This window comes from Burkholderia sp. CCA53 (assembly GCF_001685525.1).
GTDB classification, from domain to species: Bacteria; Pseudomonadota; Gammaproteobacteria; order Burkholderiales; family Burkholderiaceae; genus Burkholderia; species Burkholderia multivorans.
The window spans coordinates 1,566,840-1,587,652 of sequence record NZ_BDDJ01000001.1; the positions used below are offsets into that span (position 1 = coordinate 1,566,840).

Here is a 20,813-nt window from a genome sequence, read left to right on the forward strand (position 1 = left end):
TCGGGCCGCGTGCGCCGGCGGCGCAGCGGACGTACCGCGACGGCCGCCGGTGCGGCGCGGCGCGCGCTAGGCGCGCCGCCGCGTCACGTCTACTTCCACAGCGCGCAGCGCGATTCCTGCTTGGTCGCGAATGCCTGTTCGCCCGGGATCGTCGCGAGCACCTTGTAGTAATCCCAGGGCTCCTTCGACTCGGACGGCTTCTTCACCTCCATCAGATACATGTCGTGGATCATGCTGCCGTCCTGACGGATGTAGCCCTTCGCGTAGAAGTCGCTGATCTTCATCTTCTTCAGCTCGGCCATCACCTTGTCGGAATCGGTCGTGCCGGCCGCCTGCACGGCCTTGAGGTACGTCGTCACCGACGAATAGTCGGCCGCCTGCAGGCTCGACGGCATCTTCTTCATCTTGCCGAAGTAGCGCTGCGCCCACTGGCGCGACGCCGCATCGCGGTTCCAGTACCAGCTGTCGGTCAGCACGAGGCCCTGCGTCGTCTCGAGGCCGAGGCTGTGCACGTCGTCGATGAACATCAGCAGCGCGGCGATCTTCATCGTCTTCGTGATGCCGAATTCCTTCGACGCCTTGATCGAATTGATCGTGTCGCCGCCGGCATTCGCGAGGCCGAGGATCTGCGCCTTCGACGACTGCGCCTGCAGCAGGAACGACGAGAAGTCCGACGCGGACAGCGGATGGCGCACCGAGCCGAGCACCTGTCCGCCGTTCGCCTTCACGACATCCGACGTGTTCTTCTCGAGCGCCTTGCCGAACGCGTAGTCGGCGGTCAGGAAGAACCACGTCTTGCCGCCCTGCTTCACGACCGCGGAACCGGTGCCTTTCGCGAGCGCCATCGTGTCGTACGCGTAGTGCACGGTGTACGGCGTGCACTGTTCGTTGGTCAGCGTGTCGGCGCCCGCGCCGATGTTGATGTAGACCTTCTTCTTCTCGGCCGCGACCTGATTCATCGACAGCGCGGTCGCCGAGTTCGTGCCGCCGACGAGCAGGTCGAGACCGCCGCGGTCCATCCATTCGCGCGCCTTCGACGCGGCGATGTCGGCCTTGTTCTGGTGATCGGCATAGACGACCTCGATCGGCTTGCCGAGCACCTTGCCGCCGAAGTCGGCGACCGCCATGCGGATCGCCTCGAGGCCGCCCTGCCCGTCGATATCCGCGTAAAGCCCCGACATGTCCGTGATGAAGCCGATCTTCACGGTATCCGCCGCGTGGGCGGCGCCGGCGGTGAATGCGGCGGTCGCGAGTGCGAGACACGCGTGGGCGAGGGTCTTCATTTTCATTGACGTCTCCTGTTGTTCTGATGCGTTGTGGTTGTTCGTGCGCCGCGACGGCCGGCGGCAAGGAAACGGGGCGGCGTCACACCCCGAGCAGGTCGTGCAGGACCGGCATCTTGCCTTCCAGTTCCGACGCGCGGAAATGTTCGACGATGCGGCCGTGCTCCATCACGTAGAAGCGGTCGGCGAGCGGTGCGGCAAAGCGGAAATTCTGTTCGACCATCACGATCGTGTAGCCGCGCGACTTCAGCGCGACGATCATGCGCGCGAGCGCCTGCACGATCACCGGTGCAAGACCTTCCGAGATCTCGTCGAGCAGCAGCAGGTTCGCGCCCGTGCGCAGGATGCGCGCGACCGCGAGCATCTGCTGCTCGCCGCCGGACAGCCGCGTGCCCTGGCTCTGCCGCCGCGAAGCCAGGTTCGGGAACATCGCGTAGATGTCGTCGAGCGACATCGCGTTCTCGCGCGCGCCGATCAGCGGCGGCAGCATCAGGTTCTCCTCGCACGACAGGCTCGAGAAGATCCCGCGCTCCTCCGGGCAATAGCCGACACCGAAATGCGCGATGCGGTGCGTCGCGAGACCGATCGTCTCGTTGCCTGCGACCTTGATCGAGCCGCTGCGGCGGCCCGTGAGCCCCATGATCGCGCGCAGCGTCGTCGTGCGGCCCGCGCCGTTGCGGCCGAGCAGCGTGACGACCTCGCCGCGATGAACGGTCAGGTCGACGCCGTGCAGAATGTGCGATTCCCCGTACCAGGCCTCGAGGCCCGTGATTTCCAGCGCGGGCGTGCCGCTTTCGACACCGCTCAACTCGCGTTCCTCCCGTTCGCTGTGCTTCATGCGTGCGCCCCCGCGAGCGCCGCGTCCGCGCTGCCCATGTAAGCCTCGATGACGAGCGGATTCTTCGACACCTCCGCATACGAACCCTCGGCGAGCACCTCGCCGCGCTGCAGGACCGTGATCGTGTCCGAGATGCCGGCGATCACGTTCATGTTGTGCTCGACCATCAGGATCGTGCGGCCGCTCGCGACCTTCTTGATCAGTGCGGTCACGCGATCGACGTCCTCGTGGCCCATCCCCTGCGTGGGCTCGTCGAGCAGCATCAGTTCGGGTTCCATCGCGAGCGTCGTCGCGATCTCGAGCGCGCGCTTGCGCCCGTACGCGAGCTCGACGGTGCGCACGTGCGCGAAATCGGTGAGGCCGACTTGCGTGAGCAGATCCATCGCGCGATCGTCGAGACGCTTCAACGTGCGCTCGCTGCGCCAGAAATGGAATTCGGTGCCGAGCGCGCGCTGCAGGCCGATGCGCACGTTCTGCAACGCGGTCAGATGCGGGAACACGGCCGAAATCTGGAACGAGCGGATGATCCCGCGGCGTGCGACCTGGGCCGGCCGCTCGTCGGTGATATCGATGCCGTTGAAGACGATCTGGCCGGCCGTCGGCGTCAGGAACTTCGTCAGCAGGTTGAAGCAGGTCGTCTTGCCGGCGCCGTTCGGACCGATCAAGGCGTGAATGGCACCGCGACGCACGCGCAGGTTCACGCCATTCACGGCCGTGAAGCCCCTGAATTCCTTGGTGAGTCCGCGTGTTTCCAGAATCGTGTCGCCGAGAATCATGTTCCCTTCCGTACGAAGTCAGGCGAAGCACCGGGAAAGTTCGCGCAAGCGGCCGCGAAACAGGTCAGCGGATCGACGGGCTGCCCCCGAGCGCCGTGTTACGCCTCGAGGGTGGTCTCCCGCGCCGACGCGTAGGCACGCTGCGCGTCATTGTCGCGCCGTTGGTGCAGTGCAATCATCGGGATTTGCACTTATAGGGATGGCCGCGATACGCACGCCGCTGCGCATGCCGCTGTCCGCGCCGCTGCACGCGCCGTTCGCGTGCATCGGATGCACGCGAACGGCGCGCGAACGCACGGTGTGCACGAATCGTGCCGCGCAGCACACACGCGGCGTGCACAAGCATGCGTTGTTTCGCAGCGCGAAGCAGCGCGTGGCGCGACGCGTCCGCGATTGCGGCGCAATCGATGCCCACGCGCGCGTCAGTGTGTCGTCATGCGGGCGTCACGACCGCGTCGGTGTGCACCGAGGCGGCCGCGTCGCGGGCTGCACGGCGGTCCGCGCGAATCATGTCGCTCGCGCGCTCGGCGATCATCAGCGTCGGCGAATTCGTGTTGCCCGACGTGATGAACGGCATCACCGACGCATCGACGATGCGCAGCCCCGCGATACCGCGCACGCGCAGCCGGCTGTCGACGACCGCGCGCGGATCGTCCGCGCGTCCCATGCGACACGTGCCGACCGGATGGAAGATCGTCGTGCCGACCGCGCCGGCCGCTTCCTGCAGCTCGGCTTCGGTCTGATAGCGCGCGCCCGGCAGGATTTCCTCGGGACGGTAGCGCGCGAGCGCCGGCGCGGACGCGATGCGACGCGTGAGACGCAGCGCGTTGGCGGCGACGTGGCGGTCGTAGTCGGTCGACAGGTAGTTCGGCGCGATCACGGGCGCCGCATGCGGATCGGCGCTCGCGACATGCACGCTGCCGCGCGAGGTCGGCCGCAGATGACACACGGACGCCGTGAACGCATTGAAGCTGTGCAGCGGCTCGCCGAAGCGGTCGAGCGACAGCGGCTGCACGTGATACTCGAGATCGGGCGACGCGAGCGTCGGATCGTCCGGATCGGATTTCGCGAACGCGCCGAGCTGCGACGGCGCCATCGACATCGGCCCGCGCTGCAGCAGCGCATATTCGGCGCCGATCATCAGCTTGCCCCACCAGCGCGCGGACAGCGTGTTCAGCGTGCGCACGCCCTGCACGCGAAACGCCATGCGCAGCTGCAGGTGGTCCTGCAGGTTTTCGCCGACGCCCGGCAGATCGTGTACGACGTCGATGCCGAGCGCCTGCAGCCGCCGGCCGTCGCCGACGCCGGACAGCTCGAGCAGCTGCGGCGAATTCACCGCACCCGACGTGAGCAGCACTTCGATGCGCGCACGCGCGACGTACTCGGTACCGCCCCCGCGATATTCGACACCGACCGCACGCCGCCCCTCGAAAATCACGCGCTGCGCGTGCGCGCCGGTGATCACGGTCAGATTCGCGCGCGCCATCGCGGGCCGCAGGAATGCCTTCGACGTGTTCCAGCGCACGCCGCGCTTCTGGTTCACCTCGAAGTAGCCGACGCCCGTGTTGTCGCCGCGATTGAAATCGTCGGTGGCCGGAATGCCCGTCTGCTGCGCGGCCTGCGCGAACGATTCGAGGATCTCCCAACGCAGCCGCTGCTTCTCGACGCGCCAGTAGCCGCCCGCGCCGTGCGCGTCGCTCGCGCCGGCATGATGATCCTCGCTGCGTTTGAACACCGGCAGCACGCTGTCCCAGGACCAGCCGGCGTCGCCGGTTTCCCGCGCCCAGCGGTCGTAATCGTCGCGCTGGCCGCGCATATAGATCATCCCGTTGATCGACGAACAGCCGCCGAGCACGCGTCCGCGCGGATACGACAGCGCGCGGCCGTTGAGCCCTGCTTCCGGCTGCGTCTTGTACAGCCAGTCGGTGCGCGGATTGCCGATGCAATACAGATAGCCGACCGGGATATGAATCCAGTGATAGTCGTCCTTGCCGCCCGCCTCGAGCAGCAGCACGCGAACGTCCGGGTCCTCGGTCAGCCGGTTGGCCAGCACGCAGCCGGCCGTGCCCGCGCCGACGATCACATAATCGAATTCGCCTTCGAGCGTACGCTCCGTACTCACGATGTGTCTCCTGTCGATCGGCGTGCACGCCGATTCGATGCAAAGCATGTTGTTATCGCGTCGCGCGGCGCGATTCCGCGCGTCGTTTTCAGCATAGTGCGCCTGCGCCGCCTGCGGCGCATCGCGTGCCGCACGTCGGCCTACGGCGCGACGCCGCAATCGCCGCCGTGCCGTTCGCGTCCGGCACACGGCGCGGAACGCGACCGATGAAGCGTACTCCCGGCGCCGCCCGCCGATCCAATGAGTTATGCTCAACTGCGTTATAAGCGGCGCTCATATCACGACGATGGATCTCACCCTGCTACGCGCGTTCGCGACGGTCGCCCGTGAAGGCAATCTGACGCGCGCGGCCGCGCAGCTGCATCTGACGCAGCCCGCTGTGAGCCTGCAGATCAAGCATCTTCAGGAGACGCTCGGCGTCGCGCTGTTCACGCGCACGTCGCGCGGGCTCGCGCTCACGCGCGACGGCCAGACGCTGCTGCCGCACGCGGAACGCGCGCTCGCGGCGGCCGCCGACGTCGAGCGCGCGGCAGCCGCGCTGCGCCACGAGGTGCGCGGCCGGCTGCGGATCGGCACGATCCTCGATCCGGGATTTCTGCGGCTCGGCGGTTTTCTGCGCGCGCTCGTCGAAACCCACCCGCAAATCGAGACCGCGCTGCGGCACGGGATGTCGGGCTGGGTGCTCGACCAGGTGCGCGCGCAGGCGCTCGATGTCGGCTACTACATCGGCCGGCCCGGCGACGACGATCCGCGCGACGGTGCGCCGTTCCATACGGTCACGCTCACGCATTTCCAGTACCGCGTGCTTGCGCCGGCCGGCTGGAAGGAACGCGTGCAGCGCGCGCACGACTGGCGCGCGCTCGCCGCGCTGCCGTGGATCTGGACGCCGCCCGCGTCGGCGCACAACCGGCTGCTGTCGCGGCGCTTCGCGCAGGCCGGCGTGCAGCCGCTGAAGGTCGCCGAAGTCGATCAGGAGCAGTCGATGCTCGATCTCGTGAAATCGGGGATCGGTCTGACGCTCGCGCGCGACGCGATCGCGCTCGCCGAAGCGCACGCGCATGCGCTGACGATCGTCGAGCGCGTGACGGTGCCGACCGAGCTGACCTTCGTCACGCTCGCCGAGCGACGCGACGAACCGGCGATCGCGGCCGCGCTCAGGCTGATCGAAGCGCAGTGGGCAATATGAGCGCCATTGATGATGCGGGCCGCGGCGCGCGCCGCACGCTGCGATTCGGCGCGGCAGGCTTCACGTCGCCGTCGCAGCCTTTTTGCTAGATTGTGCGTTCGCACATCCGTACATCGTCGTCGACCGAAGGAGGTCCGCATGGCCCGCAACATCGAGATCAAAGCCCGTGCCCGCGAATTCGACCGTCTGCGCGAACGCGCGGCCGCCCTGGCGACCGAAGCGCCGCTGTTCTACCGCCAGCAGGATTTCTTCTACGACGTGCCGCGCGGCCGGCTCAAGCTGCGCCGCTTCGAGGACGGCACGCCGGCCGAGCTGATCTTCTACCAGCGCGACGATCGAGACGGCCCGAAGGCGTCGTACTACACGCGCAGCCCGGTGACGAACCCGGACGCGATGCACGCGCTGCTCGCGACCGCGCTGACGACGCGCGGCATCGTCACGAAGGAGCGTCACGTGTATCTGGCCGGCCGCACGCGCATTCACCTCGATCGCGTCGACGGCCTCGGCGACTTCATCGAGCTCGAAGTCGTGCTCGGCCCCGACGACGACGAAGCAGGCGGCGAAGCGGAAGCGCACGACGTGTTCGCGAAGCTCGGCGTCGCGCATGACGATCTCGTCGCGCTCGCCTATGTCGACCTGCTGAACGCGGCCGAGCGCGAAACGGCCGCGTGATCGTGCGCGGCGTGCATACGCGCGGCGTGCCTATGCGCGGCATGCGCACGCGCGGTACAAACGCGCGGCGTCTGCGGACGCCGCGCGCCCGTCAGGCCGCGCCGGGCGCCAGATGCGCGAGCGGCAGCGCGCCGTTGCGCTTGAACGTCGTCAGCACGATGTTCGAACGCACGCTGTCGACGCCCGGCACACGCATCAGCTTCTTCATCACGAACTGCGACAGCGCGTTCAGATCCGGCGCGACGATCCGCAGCAGATAGTCGGCATCGCCGACCACCGCGTGACATTCGAGCACTTCGGGCAACACGTCGATCTGCTGCTGGAACTGCTCGATGATCGAATCGCCATGATGCTTGAGCTTCAGGCTCGTGAACGCGGTCACGCCGAGCCCGAGTTTTTCGGGCCGCAGCATCACGCGATACCCCTCGATCACGCCGGCGGCCTCGAGCCGCTGCAGCCGGCGGCCGATCTGCGACGGCGACAGCGGCACTTCCTCGCCGAGCTGCTGATGCGTCGCGCGGCCGAAGCGCTGCAGCACGTCCAGCAGCGCGAGATCGAAGTGATCGAGTTCCAGCATGTCCATTCTCCGCATGATTCAATGATTCAATGCGCGATTATCGCATTACATCTCGAATATGCGCCAATTTTGCGCCCAATCCGCGCGTACCCCGCTCTACACTTGCATGCATCCGAAACCCCAGCATGCCGAGCGTCTCATGTCCACCGTCGTCACCGCGAAACTGCAGGAGCAGTTCGATGCGGGCCTCGAAACCCGCGCCGATTTCACCATCGACCAGCCGCTGCAGCGTTACGGCCGCGTCGACCACGCGGTGTGGCAGCAGCTCTATGCGCGCCAGTCGGCGCTGCTGCGCGGGCGCGCATGCGACGCGTTCGTCGCCGGGCTCGGCAAGATCGACCTGCCGGCCGATCGCGTGCCGTCGTTCGCGGACGTGAACCGTCAGCTGATGCCCGCAACGGGCTGGCAGATCGTCGCGGTACCGGGCCTCGTGCCCGATCGCGTGTTCTTCGAACACCTCGCGAACCGGCGCTTTCCGGTTACCTGGTGGATGCGTCGCCCCGATCAGCTCGACTACCTGCAGGAGCCCGACTGCTTCCACGACCTGTTCGGCCACGTGCCGCTGCTGATCGAGCCCGTTTTTGCCGACTACATGCAGGCATACGGCCGCATCGCGCTCGCGGTCGCCGACGACGAAGCGGCGCTCGCGCGCCTCGCGCGGCTCTACTGGTATACGGTCGAATTCGGACTGATCCGCGACGGGCGCGGCCCCGGCGGGCTATCGATCTACGGCGCCGGCATCGTGTCGAGCAAGGGCGAGAGCCTGTACAGCGTCGAAAGCGCGGCGCCGAACCGGCTCGGCTTCGATCTCGAGCGCGTGATGCGCACGCGTTACCGGATCGATACGTTCCAGAAGACCTACTTCGTGATCGACGACTTCGCGCAGCTGTTCGCGCTGGCGGAGCTCGACGGCCGCGCGCTTGCCGCGCGCCTCGCGGGACTGCCGGAGTTCGACGCCGGCGCGGTGCTCGACACCGACCGCGTGCTGCATCGCGGCACCGGCGAAGGCTGGCCCGACGACGCCGACGCGTAATGTGACGGACGCCACATCCCGCACACCGCACACCGCATGCCACACGTGCCGACGCGCGGCGCGCAACTATGAAAGAATGACCGGTGCAGGCCCCGCCGCGCGGCGCATGCCGCGCGCGAGCGCCGTTACCGAACGAGGTGCAACATGGTCCACAAGCTCACATCAGAAGAACGCAAGACGCGACTCGAACGCCTGCCGCAGTGGTCGGCGGTGCCGGGCCGCGATGCGATCCAGCGCAGCCTGCGCTTCGCCGATTTCAACGAAGCGTTCGGCTTCATGACGCGCGTTGCAATCAAGGCACAGGAAATGAATCATCATCCGGAATGGTTCAACGTCTACAACCGCGTCGACGTGACGCTGTCGACACACGACGCCGACGGTCTCACCCAACGCGACATCGAACTGGCCCTCTTCATCGACGCGGTCGCCGCACAGGCGCGTCCGGCGAGCTGAGCGCGCGCGGCCCGACCACGAGCGAACGCGCCGCGCGCTTTTTCGGCGCGCGGCGCGTCAACTTTTCATTTGCATGAACGTTTTCTAGGATGTACTCAGCGAAAGCCTTCAGCTTTCCAAGCCGTCCTTAAGGCGCACGTAAGTCTCGTACGCTTTCCGCGCCTTGGGGTCCAAACCTTCCAGTTGCAGCGCGCTTTCGCGCTGTACAATCAGCAGCGCATACGGCTTGGAGAGCGCGCTGGCCTCTTCGCAGAGTTTGAGTTCGTCGCCGCTCGACGGCGAGCGGGCGCGCCAGAAATTGATCGCGGCTTCGAGATCGTGGATCGAAATATCGGACATGATTGGTTGTCATCGTGCGCTGGCCGCCATGCTTGATTGTCACGCGATGCGGCGGCCCTGTGGAAACGGCGTCGTGCTGTCCGCGTGCCTGAACCGCCAACCCATTGTACTTGAGCGAACTTCATGCGACTCCTTCTGATCGAAGACGACCGCCCCATCGCACGCGGTATCCAGAGCAGCCTCGAACAGGCTGGCTTCACCGTCGACATGGTGCACGACGGCATCTTTGCCGAACAGGCGCTGGCACAAAACCGCCACGAACTCGTAATCCTCGACCTCGGCCTGCCGGGCATCGACGGAATGACGCTGCTCACGCGCTTTCGCCAGACCAACCGCCACACGCCCGTCATCGTGCTGACCGCGCGCGACGAACTGAACGACCGCATCCAGGGCCTGAATTCCGGCGCCGACGACTACATGCTGAAGCCGTTCGAACCGGCCGAGCTCGAAGCGCGGATCCGCGCCGTGATGCGCCGCAGCGGCCCGCACAGCGACATGCCGCGTCCGGAAGTGTCGCTCGGCGGCGTCCGCCTGTCGGGCGTCGATCGCCGCATCTTCAACGACGACAAGCCGCTCGAACTGTCGCCGCGCGAATTCGCGGTGCTCGAAATGCTGCTGCTGCGTCACGGCCGTGTCGTCAGCAAGGCGCAGCTGCAGGATCACCTCACGCACTTCGGCGGCGATCTCGGCGACACCGCGATCGAAGTCTACGTGCACCGCGTGCGCAAGAAACTCGAACAGTGCCGCGTCGAAATCGTGACCGTGCGCGGCTTCGGCTACCTGCTGCAGGAAATCCGCCAGACGGCCAGCGTCTGAGCGGCACCGCCGTCGCCGGCGCGTCGTGCGTCGGCGGCCGGCTCGCCGCGCGGCGTCGCCGTCCGGCGCACGACCGCGCCGCTCCGCGTGAGCGGCGCTCATTCATTTGCCCGTCGACATGTCTTCTGATCCGGCTGTGACCAGCCTGCGCCGCTCGCTGCTGCGGCGCCTCGCCGCGCCGCTGTCGATGCTCGCGCTGATGAGCGGCCTGATTGCGTACTGGCTCGCGTGGCAATACACGCAGCACGTGATCGACCGCTCGCTCGCCGATCTCGCGACCGCCATCTCGAAACAGATCCAGATCGCCGGCCCCGACGCGCCGTTTACGGTGCCGCCGCTCGCGCAGGCGATGTTCTCCGATCCGGCCGAAGCGCTGATCTACCGGATCAGCGACGGCGAGCAGGAACTCGCCGGCGATCCGAAGCTGCCGCTGCAGGGCATCAACGTGCGGCGCATGCATCATGCATACGTGTTCGAAGCGGAATACGACAACCGCGCGGTACGCGTGGCGCAGGTGCGCGTCGACAACGTCGAAGGCGGCAAGCCGATGGTCGTCGAAGTCGCGCAGCCGGTGCGGCACCGCTACCGCATCGCGGCGGAATTCCTCGTCGCGATCATGATGCCGCTGCTGCTGCTGCTGCTCGCGGGCTGGGGGATCGTGTGGCGCGTCGTCAACCAGCAGCTCGGCCCGCTCACGCATCTCGCCGATTCGCTGAACCGGCAGACGCATACGTCGCTCGAGCCGGTCGACGAAACCGACGTGCCGCTCGAAATCCGGCCGCTGACGAGCGCGATGAACGCGCTGCTCGGCCGCCTGAAGACCGCCCTCGACGCGCAGCGCAAGTTCATCGCGGACGCCGCACACCAGCTACGCACACCGCTCACGGCCGTGAAACTGCACGCGGAGCAGGCCGCGGTCGCGCGCGATACGCAGCAGACGTATGCCGCGTTGCGCGAGCTGCGCGCGGCGGCCGACCGCGCGGTGCGGCTCTCGAATCAGCTGCTGTCGCTCGCGCGCGCGGAGCCCGGCGAACAGGCCGCACGCTTCGTCGATGTCGATCTCGCGGCGATGGCATTCGAGACCGGTGCCGAATGGGTGCCGCGCGCGCTCGCCGCGCATGTCGATCTCGGCTTCCAGCGCAGCGACGATCCCGGCGAGGACGAGACGCTGCCGGTGCGCGGCAATCCGGTGCTGCTGCGTGAAGTGATCGCGAACCTGCTCGACAACGCGCTGAAATACGTGCCGCTCGCGCGGCCGAGCGGCGCGCGAATCACGGTGAACGTCGCGCGCGGCACGCTCGACGACGGCCAGCCGGCCGCGGAAATCGTCGTCGAGGACAACGGCCCCGGCGTGCCGGCGAACCAGCAGGCCGACCTGTTCAAGCGCTTCTTCCGCGGCGATGCGCACAACGGTAACGGCGTCGAAACGGGCGCGGGGCTCGGTCTTGCGATCGTCCACGACATCGTGGCGATGCACGGCGGCACGGTGTCCTACGAGGATGCACCGGAAGGCGGTTCGCGCTTCGTCGTGAAGGTGCCGCTCGCGGCACGCGCGGCGACGCCGGTCAGCGCGACGCCGGCCGCCGCACCGACGCACTGAGCGACCGATGCAGGCGCGGCGCATGCAGGCGCCGCGCACTTGCCTACTTCTTCTTTTTCTTGTCCTTCGACTTGTCCTTCGCGGACGCGTCGGACTTGCCGTCCTTCTTCTTTTTCTTCTTGCCGCTCTCGTCCGACGTCGCGAGCAGCGTGCCGCGGCACGCATCGGTGCCGCAGTGGCATGCATATTCGCGCTTCAGCTTTTTCGTCAGCTTCGCGTCGATCACGAGACCGTAGTCGTAGAACAGCTCTTCTTCCGGCTCGATGTCGCGCAGCGCGTGGATATACACGCGCCCGCCGACTTCTTCCGCTTCGCAGTTCGGCGCGCACGAATGGTTGATCCAGCGCGCGCTGTTGCCGTTGACCTTGCCGTCGATCACGCCGCCCTCTTCGAGCGCGAAATAGAACGTGTGGTTCGGTTCGTTCGGATCGTGCGGATGGCGGCGCAGCGCTTCCTTCCACGAAATTCGCTCGCCCTTGTATTCCACTACGCGCTCGCCGGCCTTGATCGGCGCCACGGCGAATACGCCCTTGCCGTGTACTCCCGAGCGGCGCACCGCGATCCTGCGTGAACTCATCGAACGAATCCTCGTGAAGACGACTTGAATGGAAGACAGCCGCGATCGCGGCCCGACGTCGCCGCTGCACGGCCGCCGGCATCGGTCGGGCCGGAAACGAAAACGCGGCACCGGTCGGTGCCGCGTCGGGGCATGCGGCGAATCACCCGCATCCTACACGTTCGCGATTGCTTCGTTCAACATCGCTTGCGATGCCGCGTGTCGCTCAGCGCTGGCCGAATGCGATGTCGCCGAACAGCGCCTTGTATTCGCGCGGCTGCGAGCGCCAGTACTGCGGCGGCGCCGACACCTGCGCGCCGAGTTCGGCAGCCGCGTGCCACGGCCAGCGCGGGTCGTACAGCATCGCACGCGCCATCGCGACGAAGTCCGCATCGCCCGCTTCGATCAACCGGTTCGCATGCGCGGGCTCGTTGATGAGGCCGACCGCGATCGTCGGCATGTCGACCGCGCGCTTCACGGCCTGCGCGAACGGCACCTGATAGCCGGGCGACAGCGGAATCTTCTGCAACGGCGATACGCCGCCCGACGACACGTCGATCCAGTCGCAGCCGCGGCGCTTCAGTTCGTGCGCGAACGCGATCGTGTCCTCGAGCTCCCAGCCGCCTTCGACCCAGTCGGTGGCGGACACGCGCACGCCGACCGGCCGATCCGCCGGAAACGCGGCACGCACGATGTCGAAGATCTCGAGCGGGAAGCGCATCCGGTTTTCGCGCGAGCCGCCGTATTCGTCGGTGCGCCGGTTCGCGAGCGGCGACAGGAACTGATGCAGCAGATAGCCGTGCGCCGCATGCACCTCGATCGCGTCGATGCCGAGCCGCGCCGCACGTTTCGCGGACGCAGCGAATGCCTCGCGGACGCGGTTCAGCCCGGCCGCGTCGAGCGCGAGCGGCGGCGTCTCGCCGTCCTTGTGCGGAACGGCCGACGGCGCGTGCGGCAGCCAGCCGCCATCGGCGACGGGCACCAGTTGCCCGCCTTTCCACGGCACCTCGCTCGACGCCTTGCGTCCCGCATGCGACAGCTGCATCGCGACGCGAATCGGCGAGTAGCGGCGGATCGCGGCGAGCACGGGCTTCAGCGCCGCTTCGGTCGCGTCGTCCCAGAGGCCGAGGTCGCCGTGCGTGATGCGGCCGTCGGGTTCGACCGCGGTCGCCTCGATGCAAAGCAGCGCCGCGCCGGACAGCGCGAGATGGCCGAGGTGAATCATGTGCCAGTCGGTCGCTTCGCCGCGCTCCGCGGAATACTGGCACATCGGCGAAATCACGATCCGGTTCGGCAGGGTCACGCCGCGCAGCGTGAACGGTGAAAACAGCGCAGTCATGGTGGCCGCTCTCGAGAAATGGAAGAGCGCACGAGCGTAGCACGCACGACCGAAGCCTGCAGACGGCGGCAACGGCAGTAAGCGATTGGTCAGGAACAGGGGACGACCGACGCGCCGCTTGCGGGCCCGACGGTCAGCATGCGATCGGCGATCGCTGCAGCGGCGCGAGCGGCACCGTGCCGCTCAGAGCCCGACGCTGTCGAGCCATTCGCCGAACATCGTGCGCGCGGCGATTTCGAGCGTTGGCCCGTGCTGCGCGGTATCGTCGCGCAGCTGTCGCGCGTCGATACCGGGCGTCGATGCGATCTCGCCCGCGTTCGCGATCAGCCAGGGTTCGAAGCGATCCGCACGGATCTCCGGATGGCATTGCAGCGCGAGCACATGCTGGCCCCACGAGAACGCCTGATGCCGGCAGGCCGGCGTCGAGGCGAGATGAATCGCACCGCCCGGCAGATCGAACGTATCGCCGTGCCAGTGGAGCATCGACGTCGTCGCGCCGTCGAGATGACGCAGCGGCGATGCGCGGCCGGCGTCGGTCAGCGTCAGCGGCGACCAGCCGAGTTCGACCTGCGCGGCCGGATAGACGCGCGCGCCGAGCGCGCGGGCGATGAACTGTGCACCGAGGCAGATGCCGAGAATCGGCAGCGTGGCATCGATCCGCTGCTTCACGAGCGCCGCGAGCGGCGCGATCGTCGGATACTGCGCGTCGTCGTAGACGCTGAGCGGGCCGCCGAGCACGACGAGCAGCGACGGCTCGAGCGCATCGAGCACCTCGACGCGCGACGAGCCGACGTCGACGTAGCGCACACGCCGGCCGCGCTCGCCGAGCACCTGCTCGAAACTGCCGAGATCCTCGAAATGCACGTGGCGGATCGCCACGACTTCAGCGTTCATCATCGGCCTCCCGGTCGATCGACGGACGTCAGCCTGCGAAAATCTTCCAGGTCTTTTTCTGCGTGGCCACGTCGGCTTCTTCGTGCATCGAACAGTCGAGACGCAGATCGCCGTCCGCGAGCGGCGTACCGAACGATGCGCAGTGATGCACGGCCTTCTTCGACGGCTTCGACGGCTGGAAATGCACGCACGTGAGGCACATGCGCTGCGGCGGCGTCGCGCCGGCGACCTGCAGCTCGCGCAGCGTCTTCAGCAGCGCGCGGTACAACGCGCCCTGCTCGTCCGCACCGAGCTTGCCGACCGCCTTCGTCAGGAATTCCGGCCATTGCAGCGCCTTCTTCGCGGCCGTGCGGCCGCGTGCCGACAGGCGCACGGCAAGCGCGCGGCCGTCGTCGAGCGCGCGGCGCTTCTCGACGAGCCCCTTCATCTCGAGCGTGCTGACCGCATCGCTCGTGGTAGCCGCGGTGAGCTGCGTCTCGCGCGCGATTTCGCCGAGCCGCATCGGGCCCTTGCGTTGCAGCAGCAGCACGAGGATTTCGCCCTGCGTCGGCGTGAGGCCGGCGCCTTCCGCCCAATCCCATGCCTCGCTCCGCATGGCCGTACTCAACCGCAGCAGGCTGTGGGTCACACGTCCCGCAGCCTGATTCCCGTAAACGCCTTCGCTCATAGTCTTTTCGCTTTGCCGCCGCCCGGACTTGCCGAGCGGCCGTAGTGTGGAGATCGAATCTCTGTCTCAGGGGCGGACCGGATCGTCGAATCCGTCCGGCACGGCCGTCGCGAGGCACACGCGGCGGTCGCGTCCGCGGCGACCGGTAAGACGCGCGGTGCTTCCGGTGTCCGCAAAGCCGACATTCTAAGCGAGAGCGGAAAATCGCACAGCTAAGTTATCCCCTTCGCACTGTGGAAAATCACGGGATAACTGCGTTTTTTCATTGTGCGGCCAATGCGGCGTGCCGGCGGCACGTGTCGCGCGGCCATCGAGCGGCGCGCGCCGGCGATCGCGCGAGGTACGGCGATCCACCGGGTTATCCATTCCACAGACCTTTGACTTTGCAGCGGAATATCCGGTTATCCACAGCATGGCGGCAGAACCGGCAACAGTTGCCGGCTCGACGCGCGCCGGTTCGCATTCAGCGAATCGCGACGCGGTCGAGTCCGCAAACTGCAAAACATTTTTTCATTCGCGCCAACGCAGGCACTGCTGGCGAACGGTTTCGTTCAGCGATTTTTCCTGCTTGAAGACGGTTCGCAGCCACGATGCGTCGTTCACGCGCGCTTTCGCGAGCGCGCCGATCTCGTCGAGCGCCGCGCGCGAGCCGAGCTCGGCCGCATGCGGCGCGATCCGGTCGAGCGTGTCGAGGATGTCTTCGGCGATCGTGCGGCGCTCGCCGGTCTGAGGATTCACGCACGTGCCTTCGAGCCCGAAGCGGCACGCTTCGAAACGGTTGAACGTGTAGACGAGATAGTCGTCCTCGGTGAGCGTCAGCGGACGATCGAGCAGCAGATAGCGCGCGAGCGTCTGGATGTAGCACGCGATCGCAGCGGCGCGATCGACCGACAGCGGCGTATCCATCACGCGCACTTCGATCGTTCCATAGCCGGGCTTCGGGCGGATGTCCCAGTAGAAATCCTTCATCGAGTTCACGACGCCCGTGTTCACCATCTTCGTGAAGTATTCCTCGAAGTCGTGCCACGTGAGCGCGAACGGCGCGCGGCCCGACAGCGGAAACGCGAACACCGAATTGAGCCGCGCGGAATGGAAGCCGGTGTCGACGTTCTGCACGAACGGCGACGACGCCGACAGCGCGATGAAGTGCGGAATGAAGCGCGACATCGAATGCAGCAGGAACAGCGCGCTGTCCGGATCGGGGCAGCCGATGTGCACGTGCTGGCCGAACACCGTGAACTGTTTCGCGAGATAGCCGTACAGCTCGGACAGATACTGGAAGCGCGGCGCGTCGTAGATCTGCCGGTCGCTCCATTGCTGGAACGCGTGCGTACCGCCGCCGGCCAGCCCGACGTTGAGCTGGTCGGCCGCCTTCACGAGCACGTCGCGGATCGCGTGCAGCTCGCCGAGCGCCTGCTCGTGCGTATGGCAGATGCCGGTCGACAGCTCGATCATGCTCTCGGTGATTTCCGGCGTGATGTTGCCCGGAAAGGACTCGCCCTGGATCAGCCGCATCAGGTCCGATGCGGCCTTGGTGAGGTCGTAGTTGTGCGTGTTGACGACCTGGATTTCGAGTTCGACGCCGAACGTGAACGGCTCGGAATTGACGAAGGTTTCGAGTGCCATGGCAGGGGGTTCCGGAATCAGTTGCCGTCGCTGCGCTCGCCGACCGCCGACAGGCATCGGTAGACGACGAACGGGCTGACGAGCTGCAGGATCACGATCGTGCACATCACGATCGCGCGCAGATGCGGATCGAAGTTCGGGTAGAGCTGGTAGGTATCGTCGACGAGCAGGTAGCTCAGCGCGGACATCGGCGTCAGCGCGATGCCGAGCGCGACGCCCTGCTTCATCCCGATCCCGCTCGGCTTCGCGAACGCGACGACGCCGCCGAGTTTCGCGACGAGCCGCGTGACGATCAGCACGATCGCGAACAGGCCGCCGAGCGCGATGTCGCCCCATGTGAACGAGGTGAGCGTGAGCACGAACAGCACGACCGTGAGCAGCCAGCCGGCCGTGCCGAAATGCTCGGGCCACAGCTGGGGGCGCGCTTCGAGGTTCTTGACGATGATCCCCGCGAGCAGCAGCGTGAGCAGCGTCGACAGCTTCAGCGCCTGCGCGACCGCGATCGCGAGCATGACGAGGCCGAACAGCGCGACGAACGAATGCTCGTCGCGCATCGTCGACGTCATGTGGCGGAACAGGTAGTTGCACGAACGCGCGACCAGATACGCGACGATGAACGAACCGACGAGCAGATAGACGGGCTGCAGAATGGTGGCGAACACGTTGCCGTACGCTTCCTGATGCAGCCAGCTCGTGACGAGCTTGGTCAGCACGATCGCGTAGACGCTGTTCAGCGCGGTCAGCGTAATCAGCCGCTGCGACACCTGCCCTTCCGCGCGCAGCTCGGTCTTGAGCTGGATCACCATCGACGGCGACGTCGCGATCGCGATCGCCGACAGCACGAGCGCGACCATGCCCGACACGCCGAGCGCAAGCATCACGAACAGCACGAGCACGAACGTCAGCGTCGCTTCGGCGAGGCTGGACGCAATGAGCCACGGATTGCGGCGGATCCACCGCAGGTCGAGGCGGCTGCCGAGTTCGAACAGCAGCAGCCCGAGTGCGACGTTGATCAACAGCCGCGACGTTTCGTCCGTGCTCGAATCGATCACGCCGAAACCGAACGAACCGGCGATGAGACCGATCACCGCATAACCGGTAATGCGCGGCAGCCGCCACGCGCGATAGCAGAGCTCGCCGCACAGCCCGGCCGCGAACAGCGCGAGCCCGGCCCAGAACACGGCATCCGGCGTAAGCGGCCAGTTGGGCAGAAATGAGAACGCCGACTTCATCGTGGTGACTTCTCCTTTGGAAGCAACCGCCAGCGACGCGGGGTCAAGCGTCAGGAATGAGTGCGCGCCGGCTGGGTATCGCCCCGAATGTGATTGTTGTGGTTCACGACGGCGGGACATGGGGTCCGCCTGTACCGCCATTCGGCGGATATGTCGCTCAGGTCTGCCGATCTGGATTGTCGGCCTGATGTGTGAACGGACTGCGCTGCCTCGAAGACTCAGATTCGAAACTGTGCGGACCGTTCCGTTGAAGCATGTCCGGCGCCTGGCCGGACGAACGCGAAGGAAACCGATTGTGCCACAGCTTTTTCACTCTGGAACCCATTCGATCGAACCCGAAACGCTGTGCGGGGCACAGGTCTTTGGTTTAAAAGGTTTATCTGTATATATACGTAGTAGAAGTTAACAAGGCGCTCGCAGTTCTGTGGATAACCTCCGTTTACGCTGCCGGATCAACGGCTTGTTGAAAACATAACCGGTTGCACAGCGTGTTCGTGCACAGTAGTTTGAGATGAGCAACTTTTGGACCCTGTGCGCGACCTGCCGAGTTACCCCGTTTACGTCCACTGTGATTGCACACGAACCGAGCATGGATTTCGCGCGGTTATCCACAGCATCGCGTGGATAACTTTGCGCGGGAAAATCGGGAAACTGTGAGGAAACGGTGCGCCGGATCAGTCGGCGGCGCTCACCTGGCGTGCGCGCAATGCGCGGATCAGGAAACGGGCGGGATCGACCGCTTCTGCGAGTTCGCGCTCGATCGGCCAGGGCTCGCCGTCGAGCTGCGAGGCGATGAGCTCGGCGCCGAGCGCGGCCCAGACGAGACCGCGCGAGCCGTAGCCGAATGCGCCGTAGAGCCCCGGCATGCGTGGCAGGTCGCGGGCTTTGGCACCGCTCAGCGCGCGGGCGTTGGCGACCGCCTGCGCTTCGTCGGCGAGCGGGCCGATCAGCGGCAGCCGGTCGCCGGCGACCCAGCGGAACGCGACGCGGCCGCGCAGCGTGTCGAGCGCGGGCACGTCGTCGATCAGTCCCGGCAGCAGGCGCCGCACGCGCTCGAGGTTTTCCGCATGGCCGGCCACGCGTATCGCCGGATCGACGTCGTCCGGTTCGAACGTCGCACCGATCAGCAGCGTGCCGTCGTCGAGCGGCACTGCGTAGCCGTCGCCGATCGCCGGGCACGGCAGCGGCGATGCGCTGCCTGCCGGCAGCAGCGTCAGCTGCCCGCGCACGGGTTGCAGCGCGACGTGCCGCAGCCCGGCAAGCCGCACCGCATCGCCGGCATTCGCGAGTACGACGACCGGCGCCTGCGCGAGCGTGCGTCCGTGCGCGTCGAGCGCATGCCACTCGTCGCCGTTTCGTTCGAGCCGCGCGACTTCGGTGCGCGTCAGCCGTTGCACGCGATCGCCGGCGGCCGCGCATTGCGCGTCGGCCAGTGCGGCCGGCCACACCGCGCCGCCGTGCGGAAACAGCAGCCCGCCATGCGCGACCGGCAGATCCAGATACGCGCGCGCGGCGTCCGTGTCGAGCAGCTTCGCGTAGTCGGACGGTGCGCCCAGCGCATCGAATGCATCGCGCATGCGCGCGAAGTCGTCCGCCGATTCGGCGAGATGAACCATGCCGCGCGTGCTGCGCGCAAACGCGTGACCGCCCTTTTCGAGTGCTCGCCAGCGCGCGACCGCGTAGAGAAAACCGGCGCGCGTAAGACGGCTCGCGACGTTGTCGTCGCGCGTCATCAGCGGATGGAACACGCCGGCCGGATTGCCGGACGCTTCGCTCGCGATCCGTTCGTGCCGTTCGATCAGCGTCACGTTCCAGCCGCGCGCGGCGAGCCGCTCGACCACGGCACAGCCGGCGACGCCGGCGCCGATCACGAGCGCACGGCGCGCGGCGGCGTTCGGCCATGCGCGCGGCGGTTCGTGCCGGCGCATGCGCCAACGCGGCGCATATTCGCCGACCAGCATCGCGCGCTTGCCGGCGAAACCGTCGACCTTGCGATACGCGAAACCCGCTTCGTCGAGCGCCCGTTTCACGACGCCGGAACTCGAATACGTCGCGAACGTCGCGCGCTCGTCGGCCATGCGCGCAAGCGCGCGAAACACGTCGATCGACCAGAGATCCGCGTTCTTCGACGGCGCAAAGCCGTCGAGATAAAACGCATCGGCGCGCGCGACGAGTGTCGGCAGCCGCTCGAGCGCATCGCCGAACACGAGCGTGAGCACGACGCGGCCTGCGTCGAATTCGAGTCGATGCAGGCCCGGCACGAGCGGCGGCCATGCATCGGCAAGCTCATCGACGTTCGCGGAGATCGTTGTGTTCGCAACGATATGCGCAGCGGCGCGACGCAGGTCTTCGCGCGAGAACGGATGTTTTTCGACCGACACGAAATGGAGACGCTCGCAGCGTGCGGGATCGTCGCGCCACGCGGCCCACGTGGCGAGGAAGTTGCAGCCAGTGCCGAAGCCCGTCTCGACGATCGTAAACGTGCGGCGCTGCTGCCAGCGCGCGGGCAGCCCGTTGCCCGCGACGAACACGTGGTTGGCCTGCGCGATCGCGCCCGCGGCACTGTGATAGATGTCGCCGTACGCGGGCGAGACGAGGGTGCCGTCGTCGCGGAACGCGAGCGTGGCAGGGACGAGTCGGTCGGGCATGCGAAACAAAAATCGTGACAGCCAAGCCTGGCAAGGGATTGCGGCGCACGTGCCGATCGGCCGTTGGCAAAATCCAACGGCGCGACGCAGGCGCGCAGCGGGCTGCGTATCCTGTCCGGTTGGCGCTGGTCAAAAAACGGGCAATCGACGATCGAT

General features: G+C 66.9%; 19 protein-coding genes. 6 read left to right on the forward strand and 13 right to left on the reverse strand.

Translation table 11 applies throughout. The features are described from left to right. Window positions 1-89: 89 nt before the first annotated feature. From BCR55_RS07300 to BCR55_RS07320, 4 genes are all read right to left on the reverse strand, one after another. Window positions 90-1,289 carry an ABC transporter substrate-binding protein gene (locus BCR55_RS07300; RefSeq protein WP_006401482.1) on the reverse strand — a complete coding sequence of 400 codons (1,200 nt, stop codon included), beginning with the start codon at window positions 1,287-1,289 and terminating at the stop codon, window positions 90-92. 76 nt (window positions 1,290-1,365) lie between these two features. Then, on the reverse strand, window positions 1,366-2,121 hold the full coding sequence (locus BCR55_RS07305; RefSeq protein ID WP_006411523.1) for an ABC transporter ATP-binding protein: 756 nt from the start codon (window positions 2,119-2,121) through the stop codon (window positions 1,366-1,368). After that, window positions 2,118-2,897 (reverse strand): ABC transporter ATP-binding protein, encoded by a 780-nt coding sequence (locus tag BCR55_RS07310; RefSeq protein ID WP_006401484.1) that lies wholly within the window; start codon window positions 2,895-2,897, stop codon window positions 2,118-2,120. Before BCR55_RS07310 ends, BCR55_RS07305 begins: the two co-directional genes overlap by 4 nt. Window positions 2,898-3,330: 433 nt before the next feature. Beyond that, complete coding sequence (locus BCR55_RS07320) at window positions 3,331-5,019, reverse strand: GMC family oxidoreductase (RefSeq protein WP_175403813.1); 1,689 nt, start codon at window positions 5,017-5,019, stop codon at window positions 3,331-3,333. Between the two features lie 286 nt (window positions 5,020-5,305). Between BCR55_RS07320 and BCR55_RS07325 the strand changes: the two genes are divergently transcribed. Continuing rightward, window positions 5,306-6,205, forward strand: a complete 900-nt coding sequence (locus BCR55_RS07325; RefSeq protein WP_006401488.1) for a LysR family transcriptional regulator — start codon at window positions 5,306-5,308, stop codon at window positions 6,203-6,205. Window positions 6,206-6,343: 138 nt separating this feature from the next. After that, on the forward strand, window positions 6,344-6,877 hold the full coding sequence (locus BCR55_RS07330) for a class IV adenylate cyclase (protein ID WP_006401489.1): 534 nt from the start codon (window positions 6,344-6,346) through the stop codon (window positions 6,875-6,877). Between the two features lie 91 nt (window positions 6,878-6,968). Here BCR55_RS07330 and BCR55_RS07335 read toward each other — a convergent pair whose 3' ends face one another. Next, on the reverse strand, window positions 6,969-7,454 hold the full coding sequence (locus BCR55_RS07335) for an Lrp/AsnC family transcriptional regulator (RefSeq protein ID WP_006408082.1): 486 nt from the start codon (window positions 7,452-7,454) through the stop codon (window positions 6,969-6,971). 139 nt (window positions 7,455-7,593) lie between these two features. Here BCR55_RS07335 and phhA point away from each other — a divergent pair, with 139 nt between their 5' ends. Next, complete coding sequence (phhA, locus tag BCR55_RS07340; RefSeq protein ID WP_006414047.1) at window positions 7,594-8,487, forward strand: phenylalanine 4-monooxygenase; 894 nt, start codon at window positions 7,594-7,596, stop codon at window positions 8,485-8,487. A 144-nt stretch (window positions 8,488-8,631) separates the two neighbouring features. Then, entirely contained in the window at window positions 8,632-8,940 is a 309-nt protein-coding gene (locus BCR55_RS07345; protein ID WP_006408080.1) for a 4a-hydroxytetrahydrobiopterin dehydratase, read from the forward strand. Between the two features lie 108 nt (window positions 8,941-9,048). On the opposite strand, the gene BCR55_RS07350 is transcribed toward BCR55_RS07345, so the two are convergent. After that, window positions 9,049-9,279 carry a DUF3717 domain-containing protein gene (locus BCR55_RS07350; RefSeq protein WP_006401493.1) on the reverse strand — a complete coding sequence of 77 codons (231 nt, stop codon included), beginning with the start codon at window positions 9,277-9,279 and terminating at the stop codon, window positions 9,049-9,051. A gap of 123 nt (window positions 9,280-9,402) precedes the next feature. Here BCR55_RS07350 and BCR55_RS07355 point away from each other — a divergent pair, with 123 nt between their 5' ends. Beyond that, window positions 9,403-10,095, forward strand: coding sequence for a response regulator transcription factor (locus BCR55_RS07355; RefSeq protein ID WP_006401494.1), 693 nt, complete (start codon window positions 9,403-9,405; stop codon window positions 10,093-10,095). A 118-nt stretch (window positions 10,096-10,213) separates the two neighbouring features. Continuing rightward, on the forward strand, window positions 10,214-11,695 hold the full coding sequence (locus tag BCR55_RS07360; protein ID WP_012212460.1) for a sensor histidine kinase: 1,482 nt from the start codon (window positions 10,214-10,216) through the stop codon (window positions 11,693-11,695). 43 nt (window positions 11,696-11,738) lie between these two features. On the opposite strand, the gene BCR55_RS07365 is transcribed toward BCR55_RS07360, so the two are convergent. The 7 genes from BCR55_RS07365 to mnmC form a co-directional block, all read right to left on the reverse strand. Then, the gene (locus tag BCR55_RS07365; RefSeq protein WP_006410299.1) at window positions 11,739-12,272 is read right to left on the reverse strand and encodes an SET domain-containing protein; all 534 of its coding nucleotides are present in this window, start codon (window positions 12,270-12,272) and stop codon (window positions 11,739-11,741) included. Between the two features lie 205 nt (window positions 12,273-12,477). Continuing rightward, window positions 12,478-13,590, reverse strand: coding sequence for an NADH:flavin oxidoreductase/NADH oxidase (locus BCR55_RS07370; RefSeq protein ID WP_065494392.1), 1,113 nt, complete (start codon window positions 13,588-13,590; stop codon window positions 12,478-12,480). 183 nt (window positions 13,591-13,773) lie between these two features. Continuing rightward, window positions 13,774-14,484, reverse strand: a complete 711-nt coding sequence (locus BCR55_RS07375) for a glutamine amidotransferase (RefSeq protein WP_035489573.1) — start codon at window positions 14,482-14,484, stop codon at window positions 13,774-13,776. A 28-nt stretch (window positions 14,485-14,512) separates the two neighbouring features. After that, complete coding sequence (locus tag BCR55_RS07380) at window positions 14,513-15,151, reverse strand: MarR family winged helix-turn-helix transcriptional regulator (RefSeq protein ID WP_006408074.1); 639 nt, start codon at window positions 15,149-15,151, stop codon at window positions 14,513-14,515. A 510-nt stretch (window positions 15,152-15,661) separates the two neighbouring features. Continuing rightward, window positions 15,662-16,777 (reverse strand): YbdK family carboxylate-amine ligase, encoded by a 1,116-nt coding sequence (locus BCR55_RS07385; protein WP_006408073.1) that lies wholly within the window; start codon window positions 16,775-16,777, stop codon window positions 15,662-15,664. A gap of 17 nt (window positions 16,778-16,794) precedes the next feature. Continuing rightward, the gene (locus tag BCR55_RS07390; protein ID WP_006408072.1) at window positions 16,795-18,009 is read right to left on the reverse strand and encodes a cation:proton antiporter; all 1,215 of its coding nucleotides are present in this window, start codon (window positions 18,007-18,009) and stop codon (window positions 16,795-16,797) included. Between the two features lie 674 nt (window positions 18,010-18,683). After that, a complete protein-coding gene (gene mnmC, locus BCR55_RS07395) occupies window positions 18,684-20,657 on the reverse strand; it encodes a bifunctional tRNA (5-methylaminomethyl-2-thiouridine)(34)-methyltransferase MnmD/FAD-dependent 5-carboxymethylaminomethyl-2-thiouridine(34) oxidoreductase MnmC (protein WP_065494393.1) in 1,974 nt (657 codons plus the stop codon). Between the last annotated feature and the right edge of the window lie 156 nt (window positions 20,658-20,813).

Excerpts from the sequence above, each read along its gene's own strand:
- BCR55_RS07335 (WP_006408082.1), bottom strand. The coding sequence starts at position 7,454 with ATGCTGGAACTCGATCACTTCGATCTCGCGCTGCTGGACGTGCTGCAG.
- BCR55_RS07330 (WP_006401489.1), top strand. The coding sequence starts at position 6,344 with ATGGCCCGCAACATCGAGATCAAAGCCCGTGCCCGCGAATTCGACCGT.
- BCR55_RS07375 (WP_035489573.1), bottom strand. The coding sequence starts at position 14,484 with ATGAACGCTGAAGTCGTGGCGATCCGCCACGTGCATTTCGAGGATCTC.
- BCR55_RS07390 (WP_006408072.1), bottom strand. The coding sequence starts at position 18,009 with ATGAAGTCGGCGTTCTCATTTCTGCCCAACTGGCCGCTTACGCCGGAT.
- BCR55_RS07385 (WP_006408073.1), bottom strand. The coding sequence starts at position 16,777 with ATGGCACTCGAAACCTTCGTCAATTCCGAGCCGTTCACGTTCGGCGTC.
- BCR55_RS07380 (WP_006408074.1), bottom strand. The coding sequence starts at position 15,151 with ATGAGCGAAGGCGTTTACGGGAATCAGGCTGCGGGACGTGTGACCCAC.
- BCR55_RS07355 (WP_006401494.1), top strand. The coding sequence starts at position 9,403 with ATGCGACTCCTTCTGATCGAAGACGACCGCCCCATCGCACGCGGTATC.
- BCR55_RS07305 (WP_006411523.1), bottom strand. The coding sequence starts at position 2,121 with ATGAAGCACAGCGAACGGGAGGAACGCGAGTTGAGCGGTGTCGAAAGC.
- BCR55_RS07370 (WP_065494392.1), bottom strand. The coding sequence starts at position 13,590 with ATGACTGCGCTGTTTTCACCGTTCACGCTGCGCGGCGTGACCCTGCCG.
- BCR55_RS07360 (WP_012212460.1), top strand. The coding sequence starts at position 10,214 with ATGTCTTCTGATCCGGCTGTGACCAGCCTGCGCCGCTCGCTGCTGCGG.
- BCR55_RS07345 (WP_006408080.1), top strand. The coding sequence starts at position 8,632 with ATGGTCCACAAGCTCACATCAGAAGAACGCAAGACGCGACTCGAACGC.
- BCR55_RS07325 (WP_006401488.1), top strand. The coding sequence starts at position 5,306 with ATGGATCTCACCCTGCTACGCGCGTTCGCGACGGTCGCCCGTGAAGGC.
- BCR55_RS07350 (WP_006401493.1), bottom strand. The coding sequence starts at position 9,279 with ATGTCCGATATTTCGATCCACGATCTCGAAGCCGCGATCAATTTCTGG.
- BCR55_RS07310 (WP_006401484.1), bottom strand. The coding sequence starts at position 2,897 with ATGATTCTCGGCGACACGATTCTGGAAACACGCGGACTCACCAAGGAA.
- BCR55_RS07365 (WP_006410299.1), bottom strand. The coding sequence starts at position 12,272 with ATGAGTTCACGCAGGATCGCGGTGCGCCGCTCGGGAGTACACGGCAAG.
- phhA (WP_006414047.1), top strand. The coding sequence starts at position 7,594 with ATGTCCACCGTCGTCACCGCGAAACTGCAGGAGCAGTTCGATGCGGGC.
- mnmC (WP_065494393.1), bottom strand. The coding sequence starts at position 20,657 with ATGCCCGACCGACTCGTCCCTGCCACGCTCGCGTTCCGCGACGACGGC.
- BCR55_RS07300 (WP_006401482.1), bottom strand. The coding sequence starts at position 1,289 with ATGAAAATGAAGACCCTCGCCCACGCGTGTCTCGCACTCGCGACCGCC.